The 20622-nt window shown below is 51.8% G+C and carries 17 protein-coding genes and 6 tRNA genes; 11 read left to right on the top strand and 12 right to left on the bottom strand.

Features of this window, described 5'->3' with window-relative positions; all coding sequences use genetic code 11:
* Window positions 1-346 precede the first annotated feature (346 nt).
* A complete protein-coding gene (gene nadB / locus IG609_RS05295) occupies window positions 347-1948 on the top strand; it encodes an L-aspartate oxidase (RefSeq protein ID WP_039360787.1) in 1602 nt (533 codons plus the stop codon).
* 70 nt (window positions 1949-2018) lie between these two features.
* On the opposite strand, the gene trmN is transcribed toward nadB, so the two are convergent.
* Entirely contained in the window at window positions 2019-2765 is a 747-nt protein-coding gene (trmN, locus tag IG609_RS05290; RefSeq protein ID WP_193397701.1) for a tRNA(1)(Val) (adenine(37)-N(6))-methyltransferase TrmN, read from the bottom strand.
* A 134-nt stretch (window positions 2766-2899) separates the two neighbouring features.
* On the opposite strand from trmN, the gene srmB reads away from it, so the two are divergent.
* The gene (gene srmB / locus IG609_RS05285) at window positions 2900-4225 is read left to right on the top strand and encodes an ATP-dependent RNA helicase SrmB (RefSeq protein WP_193397702.1); all 1326 of its coding nucleotides are present in this window, start codon (window positions 2900-2902) and stop codon (window positions 4223-4225) included.
* A 73-nt stretch (window positions 4226-4298) separates the two neighbouring features.
* Here srmB and grcA read toward each other — a convergent pair whose 3' ends face one another.
* On the bottom strand, window positions 4299-4682 hold the full coding sequence (grcA, locus tag IG609_RS05280; protein WP_005973551.1) for an autonomous glycyl radical cofactor GrcA: 384 nt from the start codon (window positions 4680-4682) through the stop codon (window positions 4299-4301).
* Between the two features lie 375 nt (window positions 4683-5057).
* On the opposite strand from grcA, the gene ung reads away from it, so the two are divergent.
* On the top strand, window positions 5058-5744 hold the full coding sequence (gene ung, locus IG609_RS05275; protein ID WP_193397703.1) for a uracil-DNA glycosylase: 687 nt from the start codon (window positions 5058-5060) through the stop codon (window positions 5742-5744).
* Between the two features lie 163 nt (window positions 5745-5907).
* On the opposite strand, the gene IG609_RS05270 is transcribed toward ung, so the two are convergent.
* Window positions 5908-5983: transfer RNA gene (locus tag IG609_RS05270), tRNA-Ala, on the bottom strand.
* A 47-nt stretch (window positions 5984-6030) separates the two neighbouring features.
* Window positions 6031-6106: transfer RNA gene (locus tag IG609_RS05265), tRNA-Ala, on the bottom strand.
* 264 nt (window positions 6107-6370) lie between these two features.
* Between IG609_RS05265 and IG609_RS05260 the strand changes: the two genes are divergently transcribed.
* Window positions 6371-7240: an alpha/beta hydrolase gene (locus IG609_RS05260; protein ID WP_226374192.1), complete on the top strand. Its 870-nt coding sequence runs from the start codon at window positions 6371-6373 to the stop codon at window positions 7238-7240.
* 69 nt (window positions 7241-7309) lie between these two features.
* Here IG609_RS05260 and gltX read toward each other — a convergent pair whose 3' ends face one another.
* Window positions 7310-8725, bottom strand: coding sequence for a glutamate--tRNA ligase (gene gltX / locus IG609_RS05255; RefSeq protein ID WP_193397705.1), 1416 nt, complete (start codon window positions 8723-8725; stop codon window positions 7310-7312).
* A gap of 291 nt (window positions 8726-9016) precedes the next feature.
* On the opposite strand from gltX, the gene IG609_RS05250 reads away from it, so the two are divergent.
* The 4 genes from IG609_RS05250 to IG609_RS05235 all read left to right on the top strand — a co-directional run bounded on the left by IG609_RS05250 (window position 9017) and on the right by IG609_RS05235 (window position 9451).
* Window positions 9017-9092 (top strand) — tRNA-Val (locus tag IG609_RS05250).
* A gap of 57 nt (window positions 9093-9149) precedes the next feature.
* Window positions 9150-9225: transfer RNA gene (locus tag IG609_RS05245), tRNA-Val, on the top strand.
* A gap of 67 nt (window positions 9226-9292) precedes the next feature.
* Window positions 9293-9368 (top strand) — tRNA-Val (locus IG609_RS05240).
* Between the two features lie 7 nt (window positions 9369-9375).
* Window positions 9376-9451, top strand: a tRNA-Lys gene (locus IG609_RS05235).
* Between the two features lie 151 nt (window positions 9452-9602).
* Here the strand turns inward: IG609_RS05235 and IG609_RS05230 are convergent.
* Window positions 9603-10709, bottom strand: coding sequence for an NADH:flavin oxidoreductase (locus IG609_RS05230; protein WP_193397706.1), 1107 nt, complete (start codon window positions 10707-10709; stop codon window positions 9603-9605).
* A 186-nt stretch (window positions 10710-10895) separates the two neighbouring features.
* Here IG609_RS05230 and IG609_RS05225 point away from each other — a divergent pair, with 186 nt between their 5' ends.
* The 3 genes from IG609_RS05225 to IG609_RS05215 all read left to right on the top strand — a co-directional run bounded on the left by IG609_RS05225 (window position 10896) and on the right by IG609_RS05215 (window position 13371).
* On the top strand, window positions 10896-11945 hold the full coding sequence (locus IG609_RS05225; protein WP_193397707.1) for an aldo/keto reductase: 1050 nt from the start codon (window positions 10896-10898) through the stop codon (window positions 11943-11945).
* Window positions 11946-12029: 84 nt separating this feature from the next.
* Window positions 12030-12611, top strand: coding sequence for a TetR/AcrR family transcriptional regulator (locus IG609_RS05220; RefSeq protein WP_193397708.1), 582 nt, complete (start codon window positions 12030-12032; stop codon window positions 12609-12611).
* Window positions 12612-12936: 325 nt separating this feature from the next.
* Window positions 12937-13371, top strand: a complete 435-nt coding sequence (locus IG609_RS05215; RefSeq protein WP_193397709.1) for a DoxX family protein — start codon at window positions 12937-12939, stop codon at window positions 13369-13371.
* A gap of 80 nt (window positions 13372-13451) precedes the next feature.
* On the opposite strand, the gene IG609_RS05210 is transcribed toward IG609_RS05215, so the two are convergent.
* The 6 genes from IG609_RS05210 to degP form a co-directional block, all read right to left on the bottom strand.
* Window positions 13452-14444, bottom strand: coding sequence for a sulfate/molybdate ABC transporter ATP-binding protein (locus IG609_RS05210; protein WP_010299494.1), 993 nt, complete (start codon window positions 14442-14444; stop codon window positions 13452-13454).
* Window positions 14434-15315 (bottom strand): sulfate ABC transporter permease subunit CysW, encoded by an 882-nt coding sequence (cysW, locus tag IG609_RS05205; RefSeq protein ID WP_102118569.1) that lies wholly within the window; start codon window positions 15313-15315, stop codon window positions 14434-14436. Before cysW ends, IG609_RS05210 begins: the two co-directional genes overlap by 11 nt.
* Before the next feature lie 12 nt (window positions 15316-15327).
* The gene (gene cysT, locus IG609_RS05200) at window positions 15328-16140 is read right to left on the bottom strand and encodes a sulfate ABC transporter permease subunit CysT (protein ID WP_193397711.1); all 813 of its coding nucleotides are present in this window, start codon (window positions 16138-16140) and stop codon (window positions 15328-15330) included.
* A gap of 156 nt (window positions 16141-16296) precedes the next feature.
* Window positions 16297-17301, bottom strand: a complete 1005-nt coding sequence (locus IG609_RS05195) for a sulfate ABC transporter substrate-binding protein (protein ID WP_404825791.1) — start codon at window positions 17299-17301, stop codon at window positions 16297-16299.
* A gap of 401 nt (window positions 17302-17702) precedes the next feature.
* Entirely contained in the window at window positions 17703-18860 is a 1158-nt protein-coding gene (locus IG609_RS05190) for a CdaR family transcriptional regulator (protein WP_102118572.1), read from the bottom strand.
* Window positions 18861-19092: 232 nt separating this feature from the next.
* Complete coding sequence (degP, locus tag IG609_RS05185) at window positions 19093-20541, bottom strand: serine endoprotease DegP (RefSeq protein WP_193397712.1); 1449 nt, start codon at window positions 20539-20541, stop codon at window positions 19093-19095.
* Window positions 20542-20622: the final 81 nt, after the last annotated feature.

The following is a 20622-nucleotide window of genomic DNA, read 5'->3' as shown; positions in this document are numbered from 1 at the left end:
CCACGCGTAAAATAGTACTGCCAGCTATATAAGTCATTTAGAGCAAGCTCCTCATTAGAACCAAGACATCCAATAAAGTTCCGAGTCATCATTTTTATTTTGCTTAGCGCCGTTACTCGTCTTTGCGATGCGTATCATGACGCATTCTCTTCATCAAAAATGGTCTTCATCTGAGGCTCCACGCTTCTCCGAGGATGATACGATAAATTTGGGGTATGCGCACGATTCAGCATTCCCTTCCCTTCGCTTATTTAGCGTGTAGATAGGGGGCTAAAAACCAATGCAGCAATCAACCATTGGGTGCTACCATCCGATCTCCTCTTCTTTTTGCACCCACGACACGACCATGCAAACGACCACTGAATACGTCTGTGATGTTTTAATCATTGGCAGCGGTGCTGCCGGGCTTTCGCTGGCTCTGCGTCTGGCTTCACAAGCCAACGTGACGGTATTAAGCAAAGGCCCACTCAACGAAGGCGCAACGTTTTATGCTCAGGGCGGCATCGCCGCAGTTTTCGATGAAACGGACACGATTGACTCTCATATCGAAGATACCCTGATCGCCGGCGATGGCCTGTGTGAACGGGAAGCCGTTGAGTTTATCGCCAGCAATGCCAAACACTGCGTGCAATGGCTTATCGAACAAGGCGTGCTATTCGATACCGAAACCAGCACCAGCGGCGAAGAGCGTTACCATCTCACGCGCGAAGGCGGGCACAGCCATCGTCGAATTCTGCATGCCGCGGATGCAACCGGAAAAGAAGTGGAAAACACGCTGGTGCAGAAAGCGCTATCTCATCCGAATATTCGGATTATGGAACGCTGCAACGCCGTCGATTTAATTACCTCGAATAAGCTGGGTCTGCCCGGCACACGCCGCATTGTCGGTGCTTATATATGGAACCGTGAACGGGAACGCGTAGAATCCTGCCGAGCGAAAACGGTGGTTCTGGCGACCGGCGGCGCATCCAAAGTGTATCAATACACCACGAACCCCGATATTTCCTCTGGCGATGGCATCGCCATGGCCTGGCGTGCGGGTTGCCGCGTAGCAAATCTGGAGTTCAATCAGTTTCACCCGACCTGCCTGTTCCACCCGCAGGCACGAAACTTCCTGCTAACGGAAGCGCTGCGCGGTGAAGGCGCGTACCTTAAACGTCCTGACGGCACACGCTTTATGCCCGATTTCGATGCCAGAGGCGAATTGGCCCCGCGTGACGTGGTAGCCCGGGCAATTGACCATGAGATGAAACGGCTTGGCGCAGACTGCATGTATCTGGATATCAGCCACAAGCCCGAAGCATTCATCAAACAGCACTTCCCCACTATCGATGAAAAGTTACAGTCCCTCGGCATCGATCTGACGCGTGAGCCGATACCCATCGTCCCTGCGGCACATTACACGTGCGGCGGCGTGCTGGTCGATCAGCATGGTCGTACCGATCTTGACGGTCTGTATGCGATTGGCGAAGTCAGCTACACCGGATTGCATGGCGCAAATCGCATGGCGTCTAATTCATTGCTGGAGTGTCTGGTTTACGGCTGGTCAGCCGCTGAGGATATTTTGCAGCGCTTACCGCAAATCAAAGCAGTGAAAAAGTTACCGGATTGGGATGAAAGCCAGGTCGATAACTCAGATGAACAAGTGGTGATTCAGCATAACTGGCACGAGCTACGTCTGTTTATGTGGGATTACGTTGGGATCGTGCGGACGACTAAGCGACTGGAGCGGGCACAACGCCGCATCCAACTGCTTCAGCAGGAAATCAATGAGTACTACGCCCACTTCCGCATTTCCAACAATTTGCTGGAACTGCGTAATCTGGTGCAGGTCGCCGAACTCATCGTCCGCTGCGCATTGGAAAGAAAAGAAAGCCGCGGGCTGCATTACACTCTGGACTACCCAGAACAGTTCGATGCCCCAACCCCCACCATTCTGGTGCCGTAGTTCATAAAAAATAACTCATAAAAAATAGTTCACTCAGCAAAGGCAGGCGCAGCAACAAGGCGTCTGCCATCTACATAAAGAGATAAAAATCTTTTGTCAGCCGCTGGAAATCCGTCGAGTAGCACCTTTCTGCATCACGAATGGCCAGTGAGGAATTCGCACATTCTCTTTCCTGGCGAGACAGCGCCAGCAAAACGCGATGCGCAGGTTTCTCTTCCTGCTCCGATACGTGAAGCTGCTGGTGAACGTGCCAATTGTGCTGCTGCGCCAGCGGAATAAAATGCTCAGCAACCTGAACCGGCAGCACCACGCAGAAAAGGCCCTCAGGCATCAGCAGTTGATGAGCACAGCGCAACAACGTTTCATGGGTTAACAAGGTAGTATAGCGAGCCTGATCGCGCTGAGCCGATCCGCATGCGATCCCCGGCGGGAAATAAGGTGGGTTACTGATAATCAACGAATAGTCGGCGGCTCGCGTCTCAGCAAAACCGACGATATCTTCAGCATACACCGTGATTCTGTCAGCCCATGGCGAGGCGGCAATGTTCTCCTTTGCCTGATCGCTGGCGGCACTATCCAGTTCGACGGCATCAATCGGAACATGCGGTTCAGAACGTTGCGCCAGCATCAGTGCGAGAAGGCCGGAGCCGCTGCCAATATCCAGAATCCTTGTGGCTGAAAACACCGGCGTCCAGGCACCCAGCAAAATGCCGTCGGTTCCCACCTTCATGGCACAACGATCGTGCGCCACAAAGAATTGCTTGAAGGTAAATCCATCCCGACGCAGTGTCAGTTTATTATCAGCCTGATGACTCATGAAAATAAGATTCCAAACGCAAACCGCAGTAGCATAGGTGAAACATCAGTACAGGAAAAGTGCCGATGTCTGCTTAAACAGGTGAAGAAACCGGCCAATCCGTCTATAATCGGCGCCCCAAATAGAGGTAGACCATGACTGTAACCAATTTTTCCGAGCTTGATCTTGATGAAAGCCTGTTAGACGCCCTGCGCGACATGGGCTACGAGCGCCCGACCGTGATTCAAGCTGAGGCGATCCCTCCGGCGATGGAAGGCCGTGACGTACTGGGCTCCGCGCCAACAGGAACAGGTAAAACCGCCGCCTATCTGCTGCCGGTTTTGCAGCATCTTATCGATTTCCCTCGTAAAAAATCGGGTCCACCTCGTATTCTGATCCTCACGCCGACCCGTGAACTCGCCATGCAGGTGGCCGATCAGGCGCGAGCGTTTGCTGCACATACGCACCTAGATATCGCTACGATCACCGGCGGCGTGGCCTACATGAACCACGCAGAAGTCTTCAGTGAAAATCAGGATATCGTCGTCGCGACGACGGGCCGTCTTCTGCAATACATTAAAGAAGAAAACTTCGATTGCCGCGCGGTAGAAACGCTGATTCTGGATGAAGCAGACAGAATGCTGGATATGGGCTTCGCTCAGGATATTGAACACATCGCTGGAGAAACCCGCTGGCGCAAGCAAACGATGCTGTTTTCTGCAACGCTGGAAGGGGACGCGATCAAAGATTTCGCCGAGCGCTTGCTCAACGAACCCGTTGAAATCGAATCCGACCCATCGCGTCGGGAACGTAAAAAAATTCTGCAATGGTATTACCGCGCTGACGATCTCAAACACAAAACGGCGCTGCTCTGCCACCAGTTAAAACAGCCGGACGTGACGCGTTCTATCGTTTTTGTACGCAAGCGTGAGCGAGTGCATGAGCTGGTTGGCTGGTTGCGTGAAGCGGGCATTAACTCCTGCTATCTTGAAGGCGAAATGGTGCAAGCTAAACGTAATGAGGCGATCAAACGTCTCAGCGACGGGCGTGTCAACGTGCTGGTAGCAACGGATATCGCAGCGCGTGGCATCGATATTGACGATGTCAGCCACGTATTTAACTTCGATTTGCCACGCACATCGGATACTTACCTTCACCGTATCGGCCGCACCGGTCGCGCCGGTCGTAAAGGCTGTGCTATCTCTTTCGTCGAAGCGCACGACCATCTGCTGCTGGGAAAAATCAGTCGCTACTTGAATGAACCGCTAAAACCGCGCGTCATTGAAGAACTCCGCCCAGAGACGAAAGCGCCAAGCGCCAAAACGACGGGGAAACCGTCGAAAAAAGTGCTGGCTAAGAGACAAGAGAAAAAAGAGAAGGAAAAAGAAAAAGTTAAGGTAAAAGTTCGTCATCGCGATGCTAAAAATATTGGTAAGCGTCGTCAACCAACGCAGAAAACCGACGAACCCTCTGCCGAATAAAACAGTCGATGTTTTATATAGATGTAAAAAAAGGGAGCTTCGGCTCCCTTTTTGTTAAGGCTTGAGTAACAACTTACAGGCTTGCGGTAAAAGTACGAGCGATAACGTCGCGCTGCTGCTCTGGCGTCAATGAGTTGAAACGCACAGCGTAGCCAGATACGCGGATAGTCAGTTGCGGATAGTTTTCCGGATGCTTAACGGCATCTTCCAGCGTCTCACGGCGCAGAACGTTTACGTTCAGGTGTTGACCGCCTTCCACACGCACTTCAGGTTTGATTTCCAGCGGAATTTCACGATACTCGATCTGACCCAGATCGCTCACCGGAACGATTTGATCTTCGCTATAACCCGATTTAGCACACACGCAACGCGCCTGTGATTTTTCTTCATCCAGCAACCAGAAAGAATTGATCAGCGCGCTGTCGTTAGCCTTGGTGATTTGAATACCAGTAACCATAATTGCCTCCGTAAAACGGCGTGTTATTGTCTTAGTTAAAAACTAACTGAGTAAAAATCGCTATCAGCAAAAAAATTGCTAAATTTCGTAACGATCGTATAAAACCGTTTGTATCTGCCTCTTATATACCAGCCTGACAACCAGACATCCTTGACTTAAATCAATTTTAAAACCCCGCAACTTAGTGGGATAATGGCAATATATTGTTTTATATCAATTTTACCAACATGCTGAATTGCAAATATTTTTGTAAATTTTCAATTTTTTTTCAAAAAAGGGCCTTTCATCCCGAGAATAGCGGTTACGGTTTTACCTCAGGACGATAGATCGGTAAGCTACCGACAACACCATTCAACCTGTAAAAAAGAGTGCATGATGGCGACATCTCTCACCTGGCATGACGTGCTGGCACAAGAAAAGCAGCAGCCTTACTTCATTAATACCCTTGAATTCGTTGGGAAGGAACGTGCAGCGGGTAAAACTATCTATCCCCCGCAGAAGGATGTTTTCAACGCGTTCCGCTTTACTGAACTGCATCAGGTCAAAGTCGTCATTCTCGGGCAAGATCCCTATCACGGCCCGAATCAGGCGCACGGGTTGTCATTTTCTGTACGTCCGGGCGTACCCGCCCCGCCTTCTCTGGGTAATATTTATAAAGAATTGGCGAGCGACATCCCTGGATTTGAAATTCCACGGCATGGTTTTCTACAAAGCTGGGCGGAGCAAGGCGTTTTACTGCTCAACACGGTATTAACCGTTGAAGCCGGACAGGCACACTCGCATGCTAATTTGGGCTGGGAAACGTTTACTGACCGCGTCATCGCGGCATTGAATGAGCAGCGGGAAGGCCTGGTTTTTCTGCTATGGGGCTCGCATGCACAGAAAAAAGGCAACATCATCGATCAGCAGCGCCACCATATTCTGAAATCGCCGCACCCTTCCCCCCTATCTGCACACCGCGGTTTCTTGGGCTGTAAACATTTTTCGCAGGCTAACCAGCTTTTGGAACAGCAAGGGCTGTCGCCAATAGACTGGACGCCAAGGCTCTCGGAAGAGGCTTAAGCGATAACGGTTTGGTTGTCTTCAAAAAATGAAGGCAACCAACTGTCGTTTACAAAGAATGATTTACAAAGAATCGCTGACAAACGTATTAAGCAAATGAAAAACGTTGATTGAATAGGGAGAAATTGAAAAAACGGAATGAAATAAGAAGTATGCGATGATTTGGTGGAGCTAAGCGGGATCGAACCGCTGACCTCTTGCATGCCATGCAAGCGCTCTCCCAGCTGAGCTATAGCCCCACAACGTGTGGAATGTTCGTGATAATCAACCAAACAGAGGGAGTGTTTGGTGGAGCTAAGCGGGATCGAACCGCTGACCTCTTGCATGCCATGCAAGCGCTCTCCCAGCTGAGCTATAGCCCCGTATCTTACAGCATCACCGCGAGGGCAAGTACTGTGCGAACGCGTCGCATAATATGAAACCCGATTCGCAGTGTCAACGGCTAAATCCGGTTATCCTATTAACCGCTGAAAAAGACGCCAAAGGTAAGAAAAACAGGCGGCCATTTCGATGTCATCTCATCATAAGCACAATAAAAAGCTGCTAACGATAACGCGATTTATTATCATCACTTCACGTTACGCTTCTGCCTCCTATATAAGCCCCATCACATGCGCTATTTTCCTATGATTGTATTTTCCATGATGGTCTCTGCCTCTGGCATGTTGCCTGTTCGTGCACAGCCCACTATTCCTGATATGACCGAACAAGCAAAAGCTCAATTTGAGATCAGGCAAATTGAGATGAAAAGCGATGCGCAGCATGCCTATCGGCTTTTCATCGCACTTCCCCGCCAACCGGCACCTGAAGGGGGTTATCCGGTTCTGTACATGCTGGATGGCAATGCTCAGTTTCCCGTTGCCGTAAATAGCTATAACGCAAAAAATGGCGCGGCACCGATGATTGTCGCCGTGGGTTATCCGATCGATAAGCCATACGATGTTCCCGCCAGAACGCGTGACTACACGCCACCGACAACGCTCACCGACCCAGATTTTGCCGCAGGCGGCGAAGCTGAGGCGTTTTATCAATTCCTGCAGTCCACGGTAAAACCCTGGGTTGAAGCGCACTACGCCGTGAATAAGCAAAAACAAACGCTGGCCGGGCACTCTTTCGGCGGTCTGTTTACGCTCTATACGCTTTTTAACCACACCGAATCTTTCCAGCGTTATGTTGCCGCAAGCCCGTCTATCTGGTGGGGAAATGGCGTTGTGATTCCGGCAAGAACGCGGCTGATCGCTACACCGCCGCAATCCATTACCGTCACGGCAGGGGAAAATGAAGATGAGCTAGCCAAAACGCAGGCGGGTAAACCGGTTGATGAAAAGCGGGCAGAGCGTCTCAGCCAAAGAAAAATGGTGGAAAGAGCAACAGCGCTGGTCGCACAGCTTAACGAACAAGGCACAAAAGCCGACTTTATTCTGTTCCCCGGTAAAGGGCATGGCGACGTGATCCCCGATGCCATCGGTAAAGCGGTTGCTATCGCCGGTCAATAATCCCCTAAGTCATAAAATAAGAAGCCCCAGCATTTGGCTGGGGCTTCTTGTCTATTCATGCAGTAGGGCTTATTGCTGCGCTTCACGCTCAGCAATGAACGCCAACGCTTTATCAATGCGCGCCAGCGAACGCTGTTGACCAATCGCATGCACAGTCACGTCAACGCCCGGAGACTGACCCGCGCCGGTTACCGCAACGCGCAGTGGCATACCGACTTTACCCATGCCCTGACCAAGCTCGTCCGCCGTGCCCTGAATGGCGTGATGGATATTCTCCGGCGTCCAGCTCGTTATCGCGGCCAGCTTCTCGCGTACCAGCTCAAGCGGCTGACGGGCAACCGGACGCAGATGTTTCTTCGCTGCATCAGCGTCAAACTCAGCAAAATCTTCATAGAAATAACGGCAAGAGTCCGCCATTTCTTTCAGCGTCTTGCAACGTTCGCCCAGTAAGCCAACCAGTTCGCTCAGCTGCGGCCCAGTACGGGTATCAATTCCAGCCTGCTCAATATGCCATGACAGATGCGTCGCCACATATTCTGCGGGTAAATGGTTAATATAGTGATGGTTCAGCCATTGCAGCTTCTCAGTATTGAAAGCGCTCGCCGATTTGTTGACAGCATCCAGCGAGAACAGCGATTTCATCTCATCTATAGAGAAGATTTCCTGATCGCCAGACGACCAGCCTAAACGCACCAGATAGTTCAGCAGTGCTTCCGGCAAATAGCCGTCATCGCGGTATTGCATTACACCCACAGCGCCGTGACGCTTGGACAATTTCTTACTGTCGTCGCCCAGGATCATCGACACATGCGCATATTCTGGCACGGGTGCGCCCAACGCTTTCAGGATGTTGATCTGACGCGGCGTGTTGTTGATATGGTCTTCACCACGGATAACGTGCGTGATTTCCATATCCCAGTCATCGATAACGACACAGAAATTGTAGGTTGGTGAACCGTCAGTACGACGGATAATCAGGTCATCGAGCTCCTGATTGCTGAATTCGATCGGCCCGCGGATGCGGTCATTGAAGATGACCGAGCCTTCCTGCGGGTTGAGGAAACGCACGACGTGCGGCTCATTATCAGCATGATGTTCGTGAGAACCACGGCAACAGCCGTCGTAACGTGGCTTTTCGCCGTTTTCCATCTGCTTTTCACGTAGCGCTTCCAGACGTTCTTTAGAGCAATAGCATTTATATGCCGTACCGTTTTCCAGCATCTGATCGATTACTGCGTTGTAACGGTCAAAACGTTTAGTCTGGTAGTACGGGCCTTCATCCCAGTTCAGGCTCAGCCAGTTCATACCATCCATAATGGCATCAATCGCGTCCTGAGTTGAACGCTCCAGATCGGTATCTTCAATACGCAGCACGAACTCGCCGTCATGATGACGAGCAAACAGCCAGGAATACAGTGCGGTACGAGCGCCGCCGACGTGGAGATAGCCAGTAGGACTAGGGGCGAAACGGGTTTTGATTTTCATTTGGGATTACAGCCTTATTACGCAACGGCTGTCGGCATAGACCGACATAAGCTCAGAGAACAAAAGTGGGCAACATTCTATCACTCTGCTTCGATTCCTCAACGCCGTAACATGCCGCACATGCTTTTATTCTGCTAGCGGTGGCAAGATAACAGGCTGAATTGCGCAAGGATGCAGCACCAACGGCGATAAATACGACGCCTTGACTAATTTTGCAACGAACAATCATTTTAGTTTTAAAAAGCGTTGACTCACATTCAAGGATCCCTATAATGCGACTCCACACAGCGGGGGTGATTAGCTCAGCTGGGAGAGCACCTCCCTTACAAGGAGGGGGTCGGCGGTTCGATCCCGTCATCACCCACCACTCTTTTGAGTCTTAAATAAGAGTAGCTCGCTGTGTAGAGTAAGAAGATTTGAGATTGGGTGATTAGCTCAGCTGGGAGAGCACCTCCCTTACAAGGAGGGGGTCGGCGGTTCGATCCCGTCATCACCCACCAATCTCATACCAGCTGGTCTTCTTATTAGAATTTGAAGAAAATCAAGAAGTAAATGTAGTTCAGAAGTGGGTGATTAGCTCAGCTGGGAGAGCACCTCCCTTACAAGGAGGGGGTCGGCGGTTCGATCCCGTCATCACCCACCACTTCTGCGGGTCGTTAGCTCAGTCGGTAGAGCAGTTGACTTTTAATCAATTGGTCGCAGGTTCGAATCCTGCACGACCCACCACTTCCGCAAAGTGAATCCTCTCTGAAATAAATCCCCCCAATGTTATATATTGCATGTATCGTGTAGGTGACAACCTGCTCAATGATTCCGCATTAGCTTTCCCAATATTCAATAAAGTACCGCAGCCCTACTCAGCTACGGCACCTAAATATCACGCCAGTACGGCTAAATCCGCAGCATCAAAACCGCGTAATTTATCAGTCTGCCCAGAACGCACTTTTTGTACCCATTGCGCATCAGAAAGCAGGACTCGGCCTACCGCGATCAGGTCAAACTCCTCTCGCTCCATCCGCGCGTGCAGATTGTCCAATTCCGCCGTGCCAGAACCTTCACCGCCAAACGCAGCAAAGAAATCCGAGCTCAACCCCACCGAGCCAACGCTGATTGTCGCCGCCCCCGTCAGTTTTTTCGCCCAACCGGCGAAGTTCAGCCCTTCCGCCCCATCAACCTCTGGGAATTCAGGCTCCCAGAAACGACGCTGGGAACAGTGAAGAATATCCACACCAGCCTCAACCAACGGTGCTAGCCAGTCCGTCATCTCCTGTGGGGAACTCGCCAGACGCGCGCTGTAGTCCTGCTGCTTCCACTGACTCACACGCAGGATCAGCGGGAAATCCTCACCAACAGCGGCCCGGACAGCACGAATTACCTCAGCGGCAAAGCGAGAGCGTTCGCGGATCGTTGCGCCACCAAAGGCATCTTCACGCTTATTCGTGCCCGACCAAAAGAATTGGTCGATCAGGTAACCATGTGCACCATGCAGTTCCAGCGTGTCAAAACCCAATCGTTTCGCATCCGCCGCAGCGCGAGCGAAAGCTGCCACGGTATCGGCAATATCTTCTTCGGTCATCACCACACCGCGAGGCTCATCTGGACCGACGATTCCCGAGGGGCTTTCAACAGGCGCATCAGGCTCCCAGCCACGTCCGTGGGTTGAACCCGTATGCCAAATTTGCGGCCCAATACGACCACCAGCGGCATGAACCGCTTTCGCCACCGCGTCCCAACCGGTCAACGCGGCTTCGCCGTGAAAGAGCGGGATTCCTGGCATATTACGCGAAGCGGGACGATCGACTACCGTTCCCTCTGTCAGAATCAGCCCAACTCCCCCTTCGGCACGGCGGCGATAATATTCCGCCTGCGCTGGACCAGGAATGCCGTTTTCAGCCATACCTCGCGTCATCGGTGCCATGACAATGCGGTTAGGAAGGGTTAACCCTTTCAGCGTGAAGGGACTAAACAGAACATCATCAGACATAAATATTTCCTTTTAAGGTTTAACGTCATAGCGGCGTTGAGCAGTGATTAAAAACGCCATTCATACGGTTAAGCAACCCCAATTAACTCGACATCCCGTAAAAATAATGCCGCTCCACTTGCAATATAGATGATACATGACATATATAATAAATGTCATCCAACATCTAAAAATAAAGGTAGCAGCATGAAATACACGACTTTTGGACGTAATACGGGCTTACGCGTTTCCGAACTTGCTCTCGGAACAGGAAATTTTGGCACCGGTTGGGGCTATGGTTCTGAAAAAGAACAGGCTAAACAGGTATTTGATCGTTATGCCAACGCGGGCGGCAACTTCATCGATACAGCGGATGCTTACCAGTTAGGCCAATCTGAGCAAATGGTCGGAGAATTCATTGCCGCAGATCGCGACCATTTTGTCGTTGCGACGAAGTACACCTTAAGTGCCATGCCGGATGCCGGAATTTCCCAAACCGGCAATAGCCGCAAGAACATGCTCTCATCGGTAGAAAACAGCCTGAAGAGACTGAAAACCGATCGTATTGATATGCTGTGGGCGCACTTTGATGACCAATTAACGCCACTGGAAGAGATTGTTCGCGCTTTCGACGATCTCGTTCGGGCAGGGAAAATCCAGTACGCAGGCCTCTCTAATTTTCCCGCCTGGCGCATTGCCCGAGCAGATACCATCGCGGAACTGCGCGGCTGGTCGCGAATTGCCGGTATTCAGGTGGAATACAGTCTGGTGCAGCGCACCGCAGAACGAGAACTGCTGCCGATGGCAGAAGCAATGGGGCTGGCAGCGACACTTTGGTCTCCGCTGGGCGGCGGCCTGCTGACGGGCAAATACCGTAAAAGCAAAGAAGGCCGTCTGATCGGTTTTGGCGGAAGATTAGTGCACACCGAGCAAGACACGACCTTGCTGGATGAGGTTTTTCGCGTTGCAAACGACTTGAACGTCATGCCAATACAAATTGCCATCGCCTGGTTGCGGTATAAATCAGCCCGCGCTAGCACCAGCCTGATCCCTATTCTGGGTTCCCGCACGCTGGCGCAGTTGGATGATACGCTGCTCGCATTAAATGTGACGCTAAGCGACGAGCAGGTCGAGCGACTGGATGAAGTCAGTGCTATTTCTCTGGGGACGCCGCACGATCAGATCGCAGGGTCATTGCCTCGGGCCCAGGGAGGCGACAGCGCTCATATTATTACACCGTGGCCGCCACGGGCCTGATCCGGCTATTGATGAAAGGCATCATCTATTGAGTCTGACTTTTTCATACCCTAAGATGATGCCTGACAGAAAAAGGAGAACAACATGGCCCGTGTATCAAAACAACAGATGGAGCGTAACCGAGAAGAAATCATCCAGGTTTCTTCACAGCTCTTTCGTGAACGGGGCCTGAACGGCGTTAGCGTGAACGACTTGATGGCTGCGGCAGGCTTAACCCACGGTGGTTTCTATGGTCATTTTGCCTCTAAAGATGAACTCGCCGCCATCGCCAGCCGAAAAGCGCTTGAGGATTCCGGTACTCGCTGGCAGGAAATGTGCCAGCATGCAGATAAACATAATCTGGAAACACTGGTGGAACACTATCTTTCCCCCGCCCATCGCGACGGCGCAAAAGATGGCTGCGCCCTCACGGCACTAGCCAATGACATAGCCAGAGAAAGTGCAGATAAACCAGTACACGACATTTATCTCAGCGGTGTCAAAGCCATGCTGGACAGGCTGGAGTCCCTCTCCACGATAGAGGATAAAGAGCAGCGCAAGCAGCATGCTCTGGCGCAATTCGCCCTGTTATCCGGCGCGCTGGCGCTAGCACGCGCAACAGCTGGCGACACTTTGTCGGACGACTTTCTCAATGCCGCCAAAAAAGCACTACTCGGCGAAGCATAAACAGGTTATGGAAAAGGGGCCTGTCGCATCCGGGATAGGTTCCAAACTGCATCCACTCTTAAAACGATTCCCTGTATACAACCCATTCCTCTGACCTTCAGCCATTCAGACTACACCCTTTTTCATAACATCTTGTTATTGCATTATTCCCATCCATCATTAGACCACCGCAATCGCGGTGCTATGCTTATCCGCACTTGCCCTGTTCACCTAATTTTTTGACAGAAAATATCAAATTTATTTGTTTTCTATTCAGGCGTTAAATCGACGACACTGCCGCCTTATATCCAATAGCACTTTTCGTTAACTCACGAGGTTGTCTAGTATGATTTCTCAGTTGAATCAGTGGTTCACGCGTTTAACCGATCATCCCGATGCAGGTAAACTTTTACTGCGTTTAACCGTGGGTATTCTGCTGCTGTTTCACGGCGTAGCAAAAGTTGAGCACGGTGTAGGCTGGATCGTACAGATGCTGCAAGGTGCAGGCCTGCCTGGTTTTATCGCTTATGGCGTTTATATCGGTGAGGTTGTTGCCCCGATTCTGATTATTCTGGGCGTATTTACCCGCGTTTCAGGCCTGATTGCTGCGCTGACGCTGGTTGTTGCTACGCTGATGGTGGGAATGGGTAAATTCTTCACTCTGACCAAAGTGGGGGCCTGGGCGCTGGAATTGGAAGCACTCTATTTCTTCGCGGGCATTATCATCATGCTGGTCGGTAGTGGTCGCTATTCTGTTGCCTCTAACCCCGCTTATCGCTAATCCTTGCCACCAGGCAGGTATTCACGACAAAAGCAAAAAACCCGCGAATTCGCGGGTTTTTTATTTCGATGCCCTATCGATCAAATTTCCCAATCGTGACTATAACGCTTGGGTTTGAACTGAATCACATCGCCTTTCTGTAGCCCGTGCAGACTTGCATCGTCTTTTGCAACTTCCGCTTCAATCAGCTCTGACTGCTCGCCCAGCTTCAACGACAAACGAGTCAAGGCACCGAGTGGGCGAATATCTCGCACTGTCACTGCCTGATAGCCTTCCTGCGCCTGAACGGATAACGACACTTCATGCGGACGAAACAGAATCGTCTCTTCCGTCTGCGCCACTTTCAGTCGGTTACTGTCGCCAAGGAAATGGTAAACAAATTCGCTGGCTGGGTTGTTATACACTTCCGCTGGCGTGCCGATTTGTTCAATCACGCCTTTGTTCATCAGCACGATGCGGTCAGCGACTTCCATCGCTTCTTCCTGATCGTGCGTCACAAATACCGACGTCAGATCGATATCTTCATGCAACTGAGACAACCAGCGACGCAGCTCTTTGCGTACCTTGGCATCCAGTGCGCCAAAAGGTTCATCCAGCAGCAGGATGCTCGGCTCGACGATCAACGCACGCGCCAACGCAATACGCTGACGCTGGCCGCCGGAAAGCTGTTCAGGATAGCGATCCCCCAGCCAGTCCAACTGCACCAGATTCAGCAGCTCATGCACTTTCTTTTCGATGTCACTCTTCGATGGCCGGATATTTTTCGGCTTCATTCGCAGCCCAAACGCCACGTTATCGAACACCGTCATGTGACGGAACAGCGCGTAGTGCTGGAATACGAACCCCACGTTGCGTTTACGCACATCGTGAACGGACACATCCTGACCGTGAAAGATAATGCTGCCGCTATCCGGCTGTTCCAGCCCGGCGATAATACGCAGCAGCGTCGTCTTACCACAGCCCGATGGCCCAAGCAGCGCCACCAGCTCACCGCTATGGATCGACAAATTAATCTCGTTCAGCGCCCGGAACTGGCCAAATTGTTTATTAATATTGCGAATTTCAATGCTCATTTTTGGCCAACTCCTGTTGTTTCTGTATTTGCTTCGTCAATCGACCTTCACTCCACTGGCGCAGCAGCAACACCACTAGTGACATTATCAGCAGCAGAATCGCCACGCTGAAAGCGGCAACGATGTTGTACTCGTTATAAAGAATTTCGATATGCAGCGGCAGCGTGTTAGTCAGTCCGCGAATGTGGCCGGAAATGACGGAAACGGCGCCAAATTCCCCCATTGCACGCGCGGTACACAGCACCACGCCGTAAATCAGCGCCCATTTCACATTCGGCAACGTGATGTGCCAGAACATTTGCCAGCCGTTCGCACCCAGCAGTCGCGCCGCTTCTTCTTCCTGCGAGCCCTGCTCTTCCATTAGCGGAATCAGTTCACGGGCAACATAAGGCAGCGTGACAAAAATTGTCGCCAGTACGATACCCGGCACGGCGTAAACAATTTGCAGATCGTGTTCGAGCAGAAAGGGATGGAGCGAGCTTTGTGCCCCAAACAGCAGCACGTACACCAGCCCTGCAACCACAGGCGAAACGGAGAATGGCAAATCGATCAGCGCCAGCAAGAAGCTCTTGCCACGAAATTCGAATTTCGTCACGCACCACGCCGTCGCCAGCCCGAACACTACGTTTAGCGGTACAGAAATGACGGTCGCGAGTAGCGTCAGCTTAAGCGCAGAGATCGCATCCGGTTCGGTAATCGCGTCCCAAAATGCGCCGACACCTTTATCCAGCCCCTGAGTCACCACCATCATCAACGGCAGCACCAGAATCAGAAAAAAGACGACCCACGCGAGTGAAATCAGAATGTAATAGGCGGCGGGCTGTTTTTTTCTTTTAGCCGCGCTGGCCTGAGCGGAAATAACCTGTTCCATGACGACCGGCCCTTACAGTTTCGGTTGAATGCGGCGCTGCAACACGTTAATCAGCAGCAGCATAATGAAAGAAACCAGCAGCATGAATACGCCGATCCCAGTTGCTCCCTTGTAGTCATACTGATCGAGCTTGGAGACGATCAGCAGCGGCAGAATTTCGGTTTTAAATGGAATATTCCCCGCGATAAATACCACGGAACCGTATTCTCCAACCCCACGGGCAAAGGCCAGCGCAAACCCCGTCAGCCACGCCGGTAACACCGCAGGCAGCAAGACATGGCGGAAAACCTGAAGCGGACGTGCACCAAGGCAGGCGGCTGCTTCTTCCACTTCTTTCGGAATATCGGCCAACACCGGTTGCAGCGTTCTGACCACGAAAGGCAGCGTGACGAAAATGAGCGCCAGCGTGATGCCAATACCGGTGTAGGCAATTTTGAACGGAAACAGCGAGCCAATCAGGCCATTCGGCGCATACAACGCCGTCAGCGCGATCCCCGCCACGGCAGTTGGCAGCGCGAAGGGCATGTCGATCATGGCATCGATCACTTTACGGCCGGGAAAGGTATACCGCACAAGCACCCAGGCCAGCAGCGTCCCGAGAATACCGTTAATCAACGCCGCTGCCAGCGCCGTACCAAACGAAAGCCGTAGGGAGAAAAGCACCTGACGGCTGGTGATCAGATCCCAAAACTGAGCAAACGTTAGTTGGCTGGCATACAAAAACATCCCCGCCAACGGAATGAGGACAATTAATCCTAAATAGCTCAGGCTAAACCCTAACGTTAGCCCGAAACCGGGGATCACTGAGGAAGAACGTTGTGACATACCGTGCCTTTAATTTTCATACTCACTACCCAGCCAACAACTGCTTGCCGACGCGCGCTACCTGACAGAAAGGTTAAGGCGGCAGATCCTCTGCCTTCTTAACCTGAAAAAAGCCGCTAGGGTGATAGCGGCCTTAATCCGTCAGACATTAAAAACTTACTTATTAATCTCTTTAAAGATGGCGTCGAACACACCGCCGTCGTTAAAGAATTTGTCCTGTGCCGCTTTCCAGCCGCCGAAATCCTTATCAATCGTCACCAGATTCACCGGTGCAAACTGATCTTTAAACTCTTCAGCGATCTTGGCATTACGTGGACGGTAGAAATTTTTACCGATGATGCGCTGCGCTTCATCACTGTAGAGGTATTGCAGATAGGCTTCGGCCTGCTTCTGCGTTCCCTTACGCTCAACGACTTTGTCGACAACGGCAACCGGCGGTTCTGCCAGAATCGACAGAGACGGCGTCACGATCTCAAGCTGATCGCCGCCCTGCTCTTGCAGAGACAGGTACGCTTCGTTTTCCCATGCCAGCAGCACGTCGCCTAGCTGACGTTGCACAAAGCTGATGGTTGCCCCACGCGCACCGGTATCCAGTACGGGCGCATGGCGATACAGTTCAGTGACAAATTTCAGTGCGGTTTCATCATTACCACCCGGTTGCGCTTTGGCATAAGCCCAGGCAGCTAGGAAGTTCCAACGCGCGCCGCCGGAGGTTTTCGGGTTTGGCGTGATCACATCAACGCCTGGTTTCACCAAATCGTTCCAGTCTTTGATTTGCTTCGGATTACCTTTGCGCACCAGAAAAACGATGGTGGAGGTGTAAGGGGTGCTGTTGTCAGGCAGACGTGCCTGCCATTTAGGATCGATCATCGGTTGATTCAGATTTAGCGCATCAATATCACCCGCCAGTGCTAGCGTCACCACGTCAGCCTGTAAGCCGTCAATTACCGAACGCGCCTGCTTTCCAGAACCGCCGTGCGAATTTTTGATGGTGATATCTTCACCGCTAGTGGCTTTCCAATGCTTAATAAACGCCGCATTGTATTGCTGATACAGTTCGCGCGTCGGATCGTAAGACACATTTAATAATTCGGTAGCCGCCGAGGCCACACCGGAAAACAACAGTGCTGCCGTAGCAACAGATAACCCCAGACGACGTATTGGCATTTTTATCACTCCCTAATGCTCGAAAGTATCAGATGAAATCATGACGGATGTGACTGATTAATAAATTAAATAATTCTATTTACAGGACAAAACGTTATCGATTTGAACCGCGTAAATGCAGCTTGAGATAGGACGGGTCAAGATCAATCAGGCTGACAACATGGAAGTGACAATAGTGGATATAAGGAAGGGGCAAAAATATTGTTTCGCGATAATTTATGCTATCGCGTTATATTGTTAATGATTATGTAATAGTTTTCAGTCTAAGCGATTTTATTGCAGCGGAAATGTTTTACGACGCGATATGAGGTAACCCTGATGCCTTGCGGCATCAGGTGGATACGGTGCAAGGGAAACTTGAGTGACGGAAGACGTAAACGGCGTGTCTTTCTGCCCTACTCTTCTTCATCCAGTTGTAAAGCCACGTACAGCAGCAGACGGTCGTCAAAATTCCCCAGATCTAACCCCGTCAATTCAGAGATGCGGTTAAGGCGATATTCCAGCGTATTGCGGTGGATAAACAGCGCTTTTGCCGTCGCGCCGGGCTGGACGTTGTTACGAAACCAGGCACCCAATGTCCGACGCAGCAGACCATTGCCGTCCATTGCTTTAAGCTTCGAGAGCGGGCGCACCAGCTCGTTTGCCTGCCAGCCACCGCGCAGGCTGTCCAGCAGCACGGGCAGCATCAAATCCTGATAGTAATAACAGCGCTGAGCGGGCATACGCTGTTTGCCTACGCTCATGGTCGTTCGTGCCGTGCGGTAAGAACGCGCGATGCTACCGGAGCCCGCAAAATAGTTCCCCAGCGCCAGCCGTACCCGCAGCCGACTGCTTTCCGCCATACGCGACATCAGCGTATCCACGCGACGCCGGTGTTCCTCTGCATCCCAGCGACCGTGGCTGTTCAGTGCCGGTTTTAGCACCACCATTTCCGTCAGAGAAACGATAGCAATGAGGTTGTCGCGTTCCGGCGTGGTCAGCAACGTCTGCAACTGCTGTAGCTCTGCCATAGCAGAGTCGACGCCGAGCTGCCCGCTGTCCACTTCGATCACCGCTGCGACACGCGGCTTATTTAGATCGATGCCTAAGCGCTGCGCCCACTCCATGAGCGCGGGAGACAGATCGTCGGTGCGAATCAGGTTCAGTACCAGCTCTTCACGCAGGCGGCTATCCTGCGCCAGCATATGCAACAGCCTCGCTTGCTCCAGCATCATTTCCGCCGTCATGCAGACAAGCTCGCCGTACTGCCGTAGCTGGCTAGGATTCCCCGTCAGGCCGATGACACCAACAATTTCACCGTCGATGCGCAAAGGTAAATTGATGCCCGGGCGCACACCGTGCAGGTGACGCGCCACAGCATCATCAATATCGACAACTCGCCCCTGTGAAAGCGCCAGCAGCGCGCCTTCGTGCAGTTCCCCCAATCGTTCCTGATCGCCACTGCCGATAATCTTACCGCGAGCATCCATCACGTTGATATTGCTATCAATGATCTGCATGGTCCGCGCGACAATATCCTGCGCCATCTTGGCATTAAGATGATACGACGCCATTTTTACCTCTGAGAGGAACATTGACAATTGCACCAGCATACCGCCACACGGCGCGCCACACATTGTGCAAATTAACAAAGAAACGGGAATTAGATTAAATCTGTGGAAGAACTCACAAAAGCACTTTCAGGGAGAAGCGAGAGGTAGCCGGGCACCCGCGTGCCCAGCAAAAAGACTAACGTAACAAATTGTCTTAAAAGGTAATTATTAACTTACATACTGAACAGATTGATTACTGAGCCAACAGGTAAATCGTGCTGTCACCGCGACGCACATTCAAGGCCAATACGGCCGGTTTGCTGTCCAGAATTTTACGCAACTCGCCAATATTCTGTACCGCCTGTTGGTTAACGCCCAGAATAATGTCGTCCTTCTTCAGGCCAACCTTAGCCGCTGCGGAACCGGGTTTAACGTTATCCACCTTGACGCCTTTTTTGTCGTCCACCTGAGTATTGCTCAGCTCGGCACCTTCAATGCCAGAGTAAAGATTACCGGAAGCCACCTGAGCCTGATTGCTCTGTTGCAGCGTTACCTCAACCGTCAGCGCTTTACCCTCACGCAGCAGTCCCAGCGCGACTTTGCTGCCCACTGGCAGCGATCCAACCTGCGCACGCAGTGCAGAGAAGCTGCTGACCGCTTTACCATTCAGCGTGACAATCACATCGCCCGCCTTGATGCCCGCCTCATCTGCCGCCGACTTCGGCCGTACCTGGCTTACAAACGCACCGCGCTGTGCATCAACTTTCATCGCCTGCGCCAGTTCGGAGTTCAGCTCCGTCCCAGTGATACCCAGCTCTCCGCGCTTTACTTCGCCAAATTCGACAATCTGTGCCACGACGCTTTTCACCATATTGCTGGGGATAGCGAAACCAATCCCGATATTGCCGCCATCTGGAGCAAGAATCGCGGTATTCAACCCAACCAGCTCTCCGTTCAGGTTGACCAGCGCACCACCAGAATTCCCTCGGTTGATCGCTGCATCGGTCTGAATAAAGTTCTCGTAGTTTTCAATATTCAACCCGCTACGCCCCAGCGCGGACACAATGCCCGATGTCGCCGTCTCACCCAGACCATACGGATTACCAATCGCTACCGTATAATCACCGACCCGCAGTTGGTCAGAATCTGCGACCTTAATTGCCGTCAGGTTTTTAAAGTCTTTCAACTGCACCAGCGCGATATCTGAACGCGGGTCTTTGCCTAACACTTTGCCGTCATATTTGCGACCATCGCTGAGTCGAACCTGAATCTTGTCAGCATTATCCACCACATGGCTGTTGGTCACCACATAGCCTTTTTCTGCATTAATAACGACGCCCGCGCCCAGCGCCTGGAAATTTTCCTGCTGCGCTGGCTGGCCGTCGTCGTCACCGTCTCCCTGACACATTGGCGATGACTGGAACGGCGATCCCTCCTGACAGAAAGGCGAGTTTTCACCAAAAAACGGCTGAAGCTGCGGTGGGATACCTTCTTTTCCCACATTGCCCGCATGGGTGGTATGCCCTTCCACATAGATGCTCACCACGGAAGGCATGACGTTTTCCAGCATAGGGGCCAAGCTGGGTAATTGACCCGATGACGCGGCAGACGCCGCTGACTCAGCGGCATTCGCCGTGGTGGAGCCCATCGCCATCGCCAGACTTAACGCCAGCGCACTCAGAACCAGTGATTTTCTTTTCATAGGAGGTTATCTCATAGTCATCAACACGCGAGTCTTACGGCCCGTGTACCCGACACCGGGTACACTCAGTGGTCGTGCTGT

Origin of the sequence: Pectobacterium quasiaquaticum (genome assembly GCF_014946775.2) — a bacterium.
GTDB lineage: Bacteria > Pseudomonadota > Gammaproteobacteria > Enterobacterales > Enterobacteriaceae > Pectobacterium > Pectobacterium aquaticum.
This window is presented reverse-complemented; position numbering and strand designations above follow the sequence as displayed.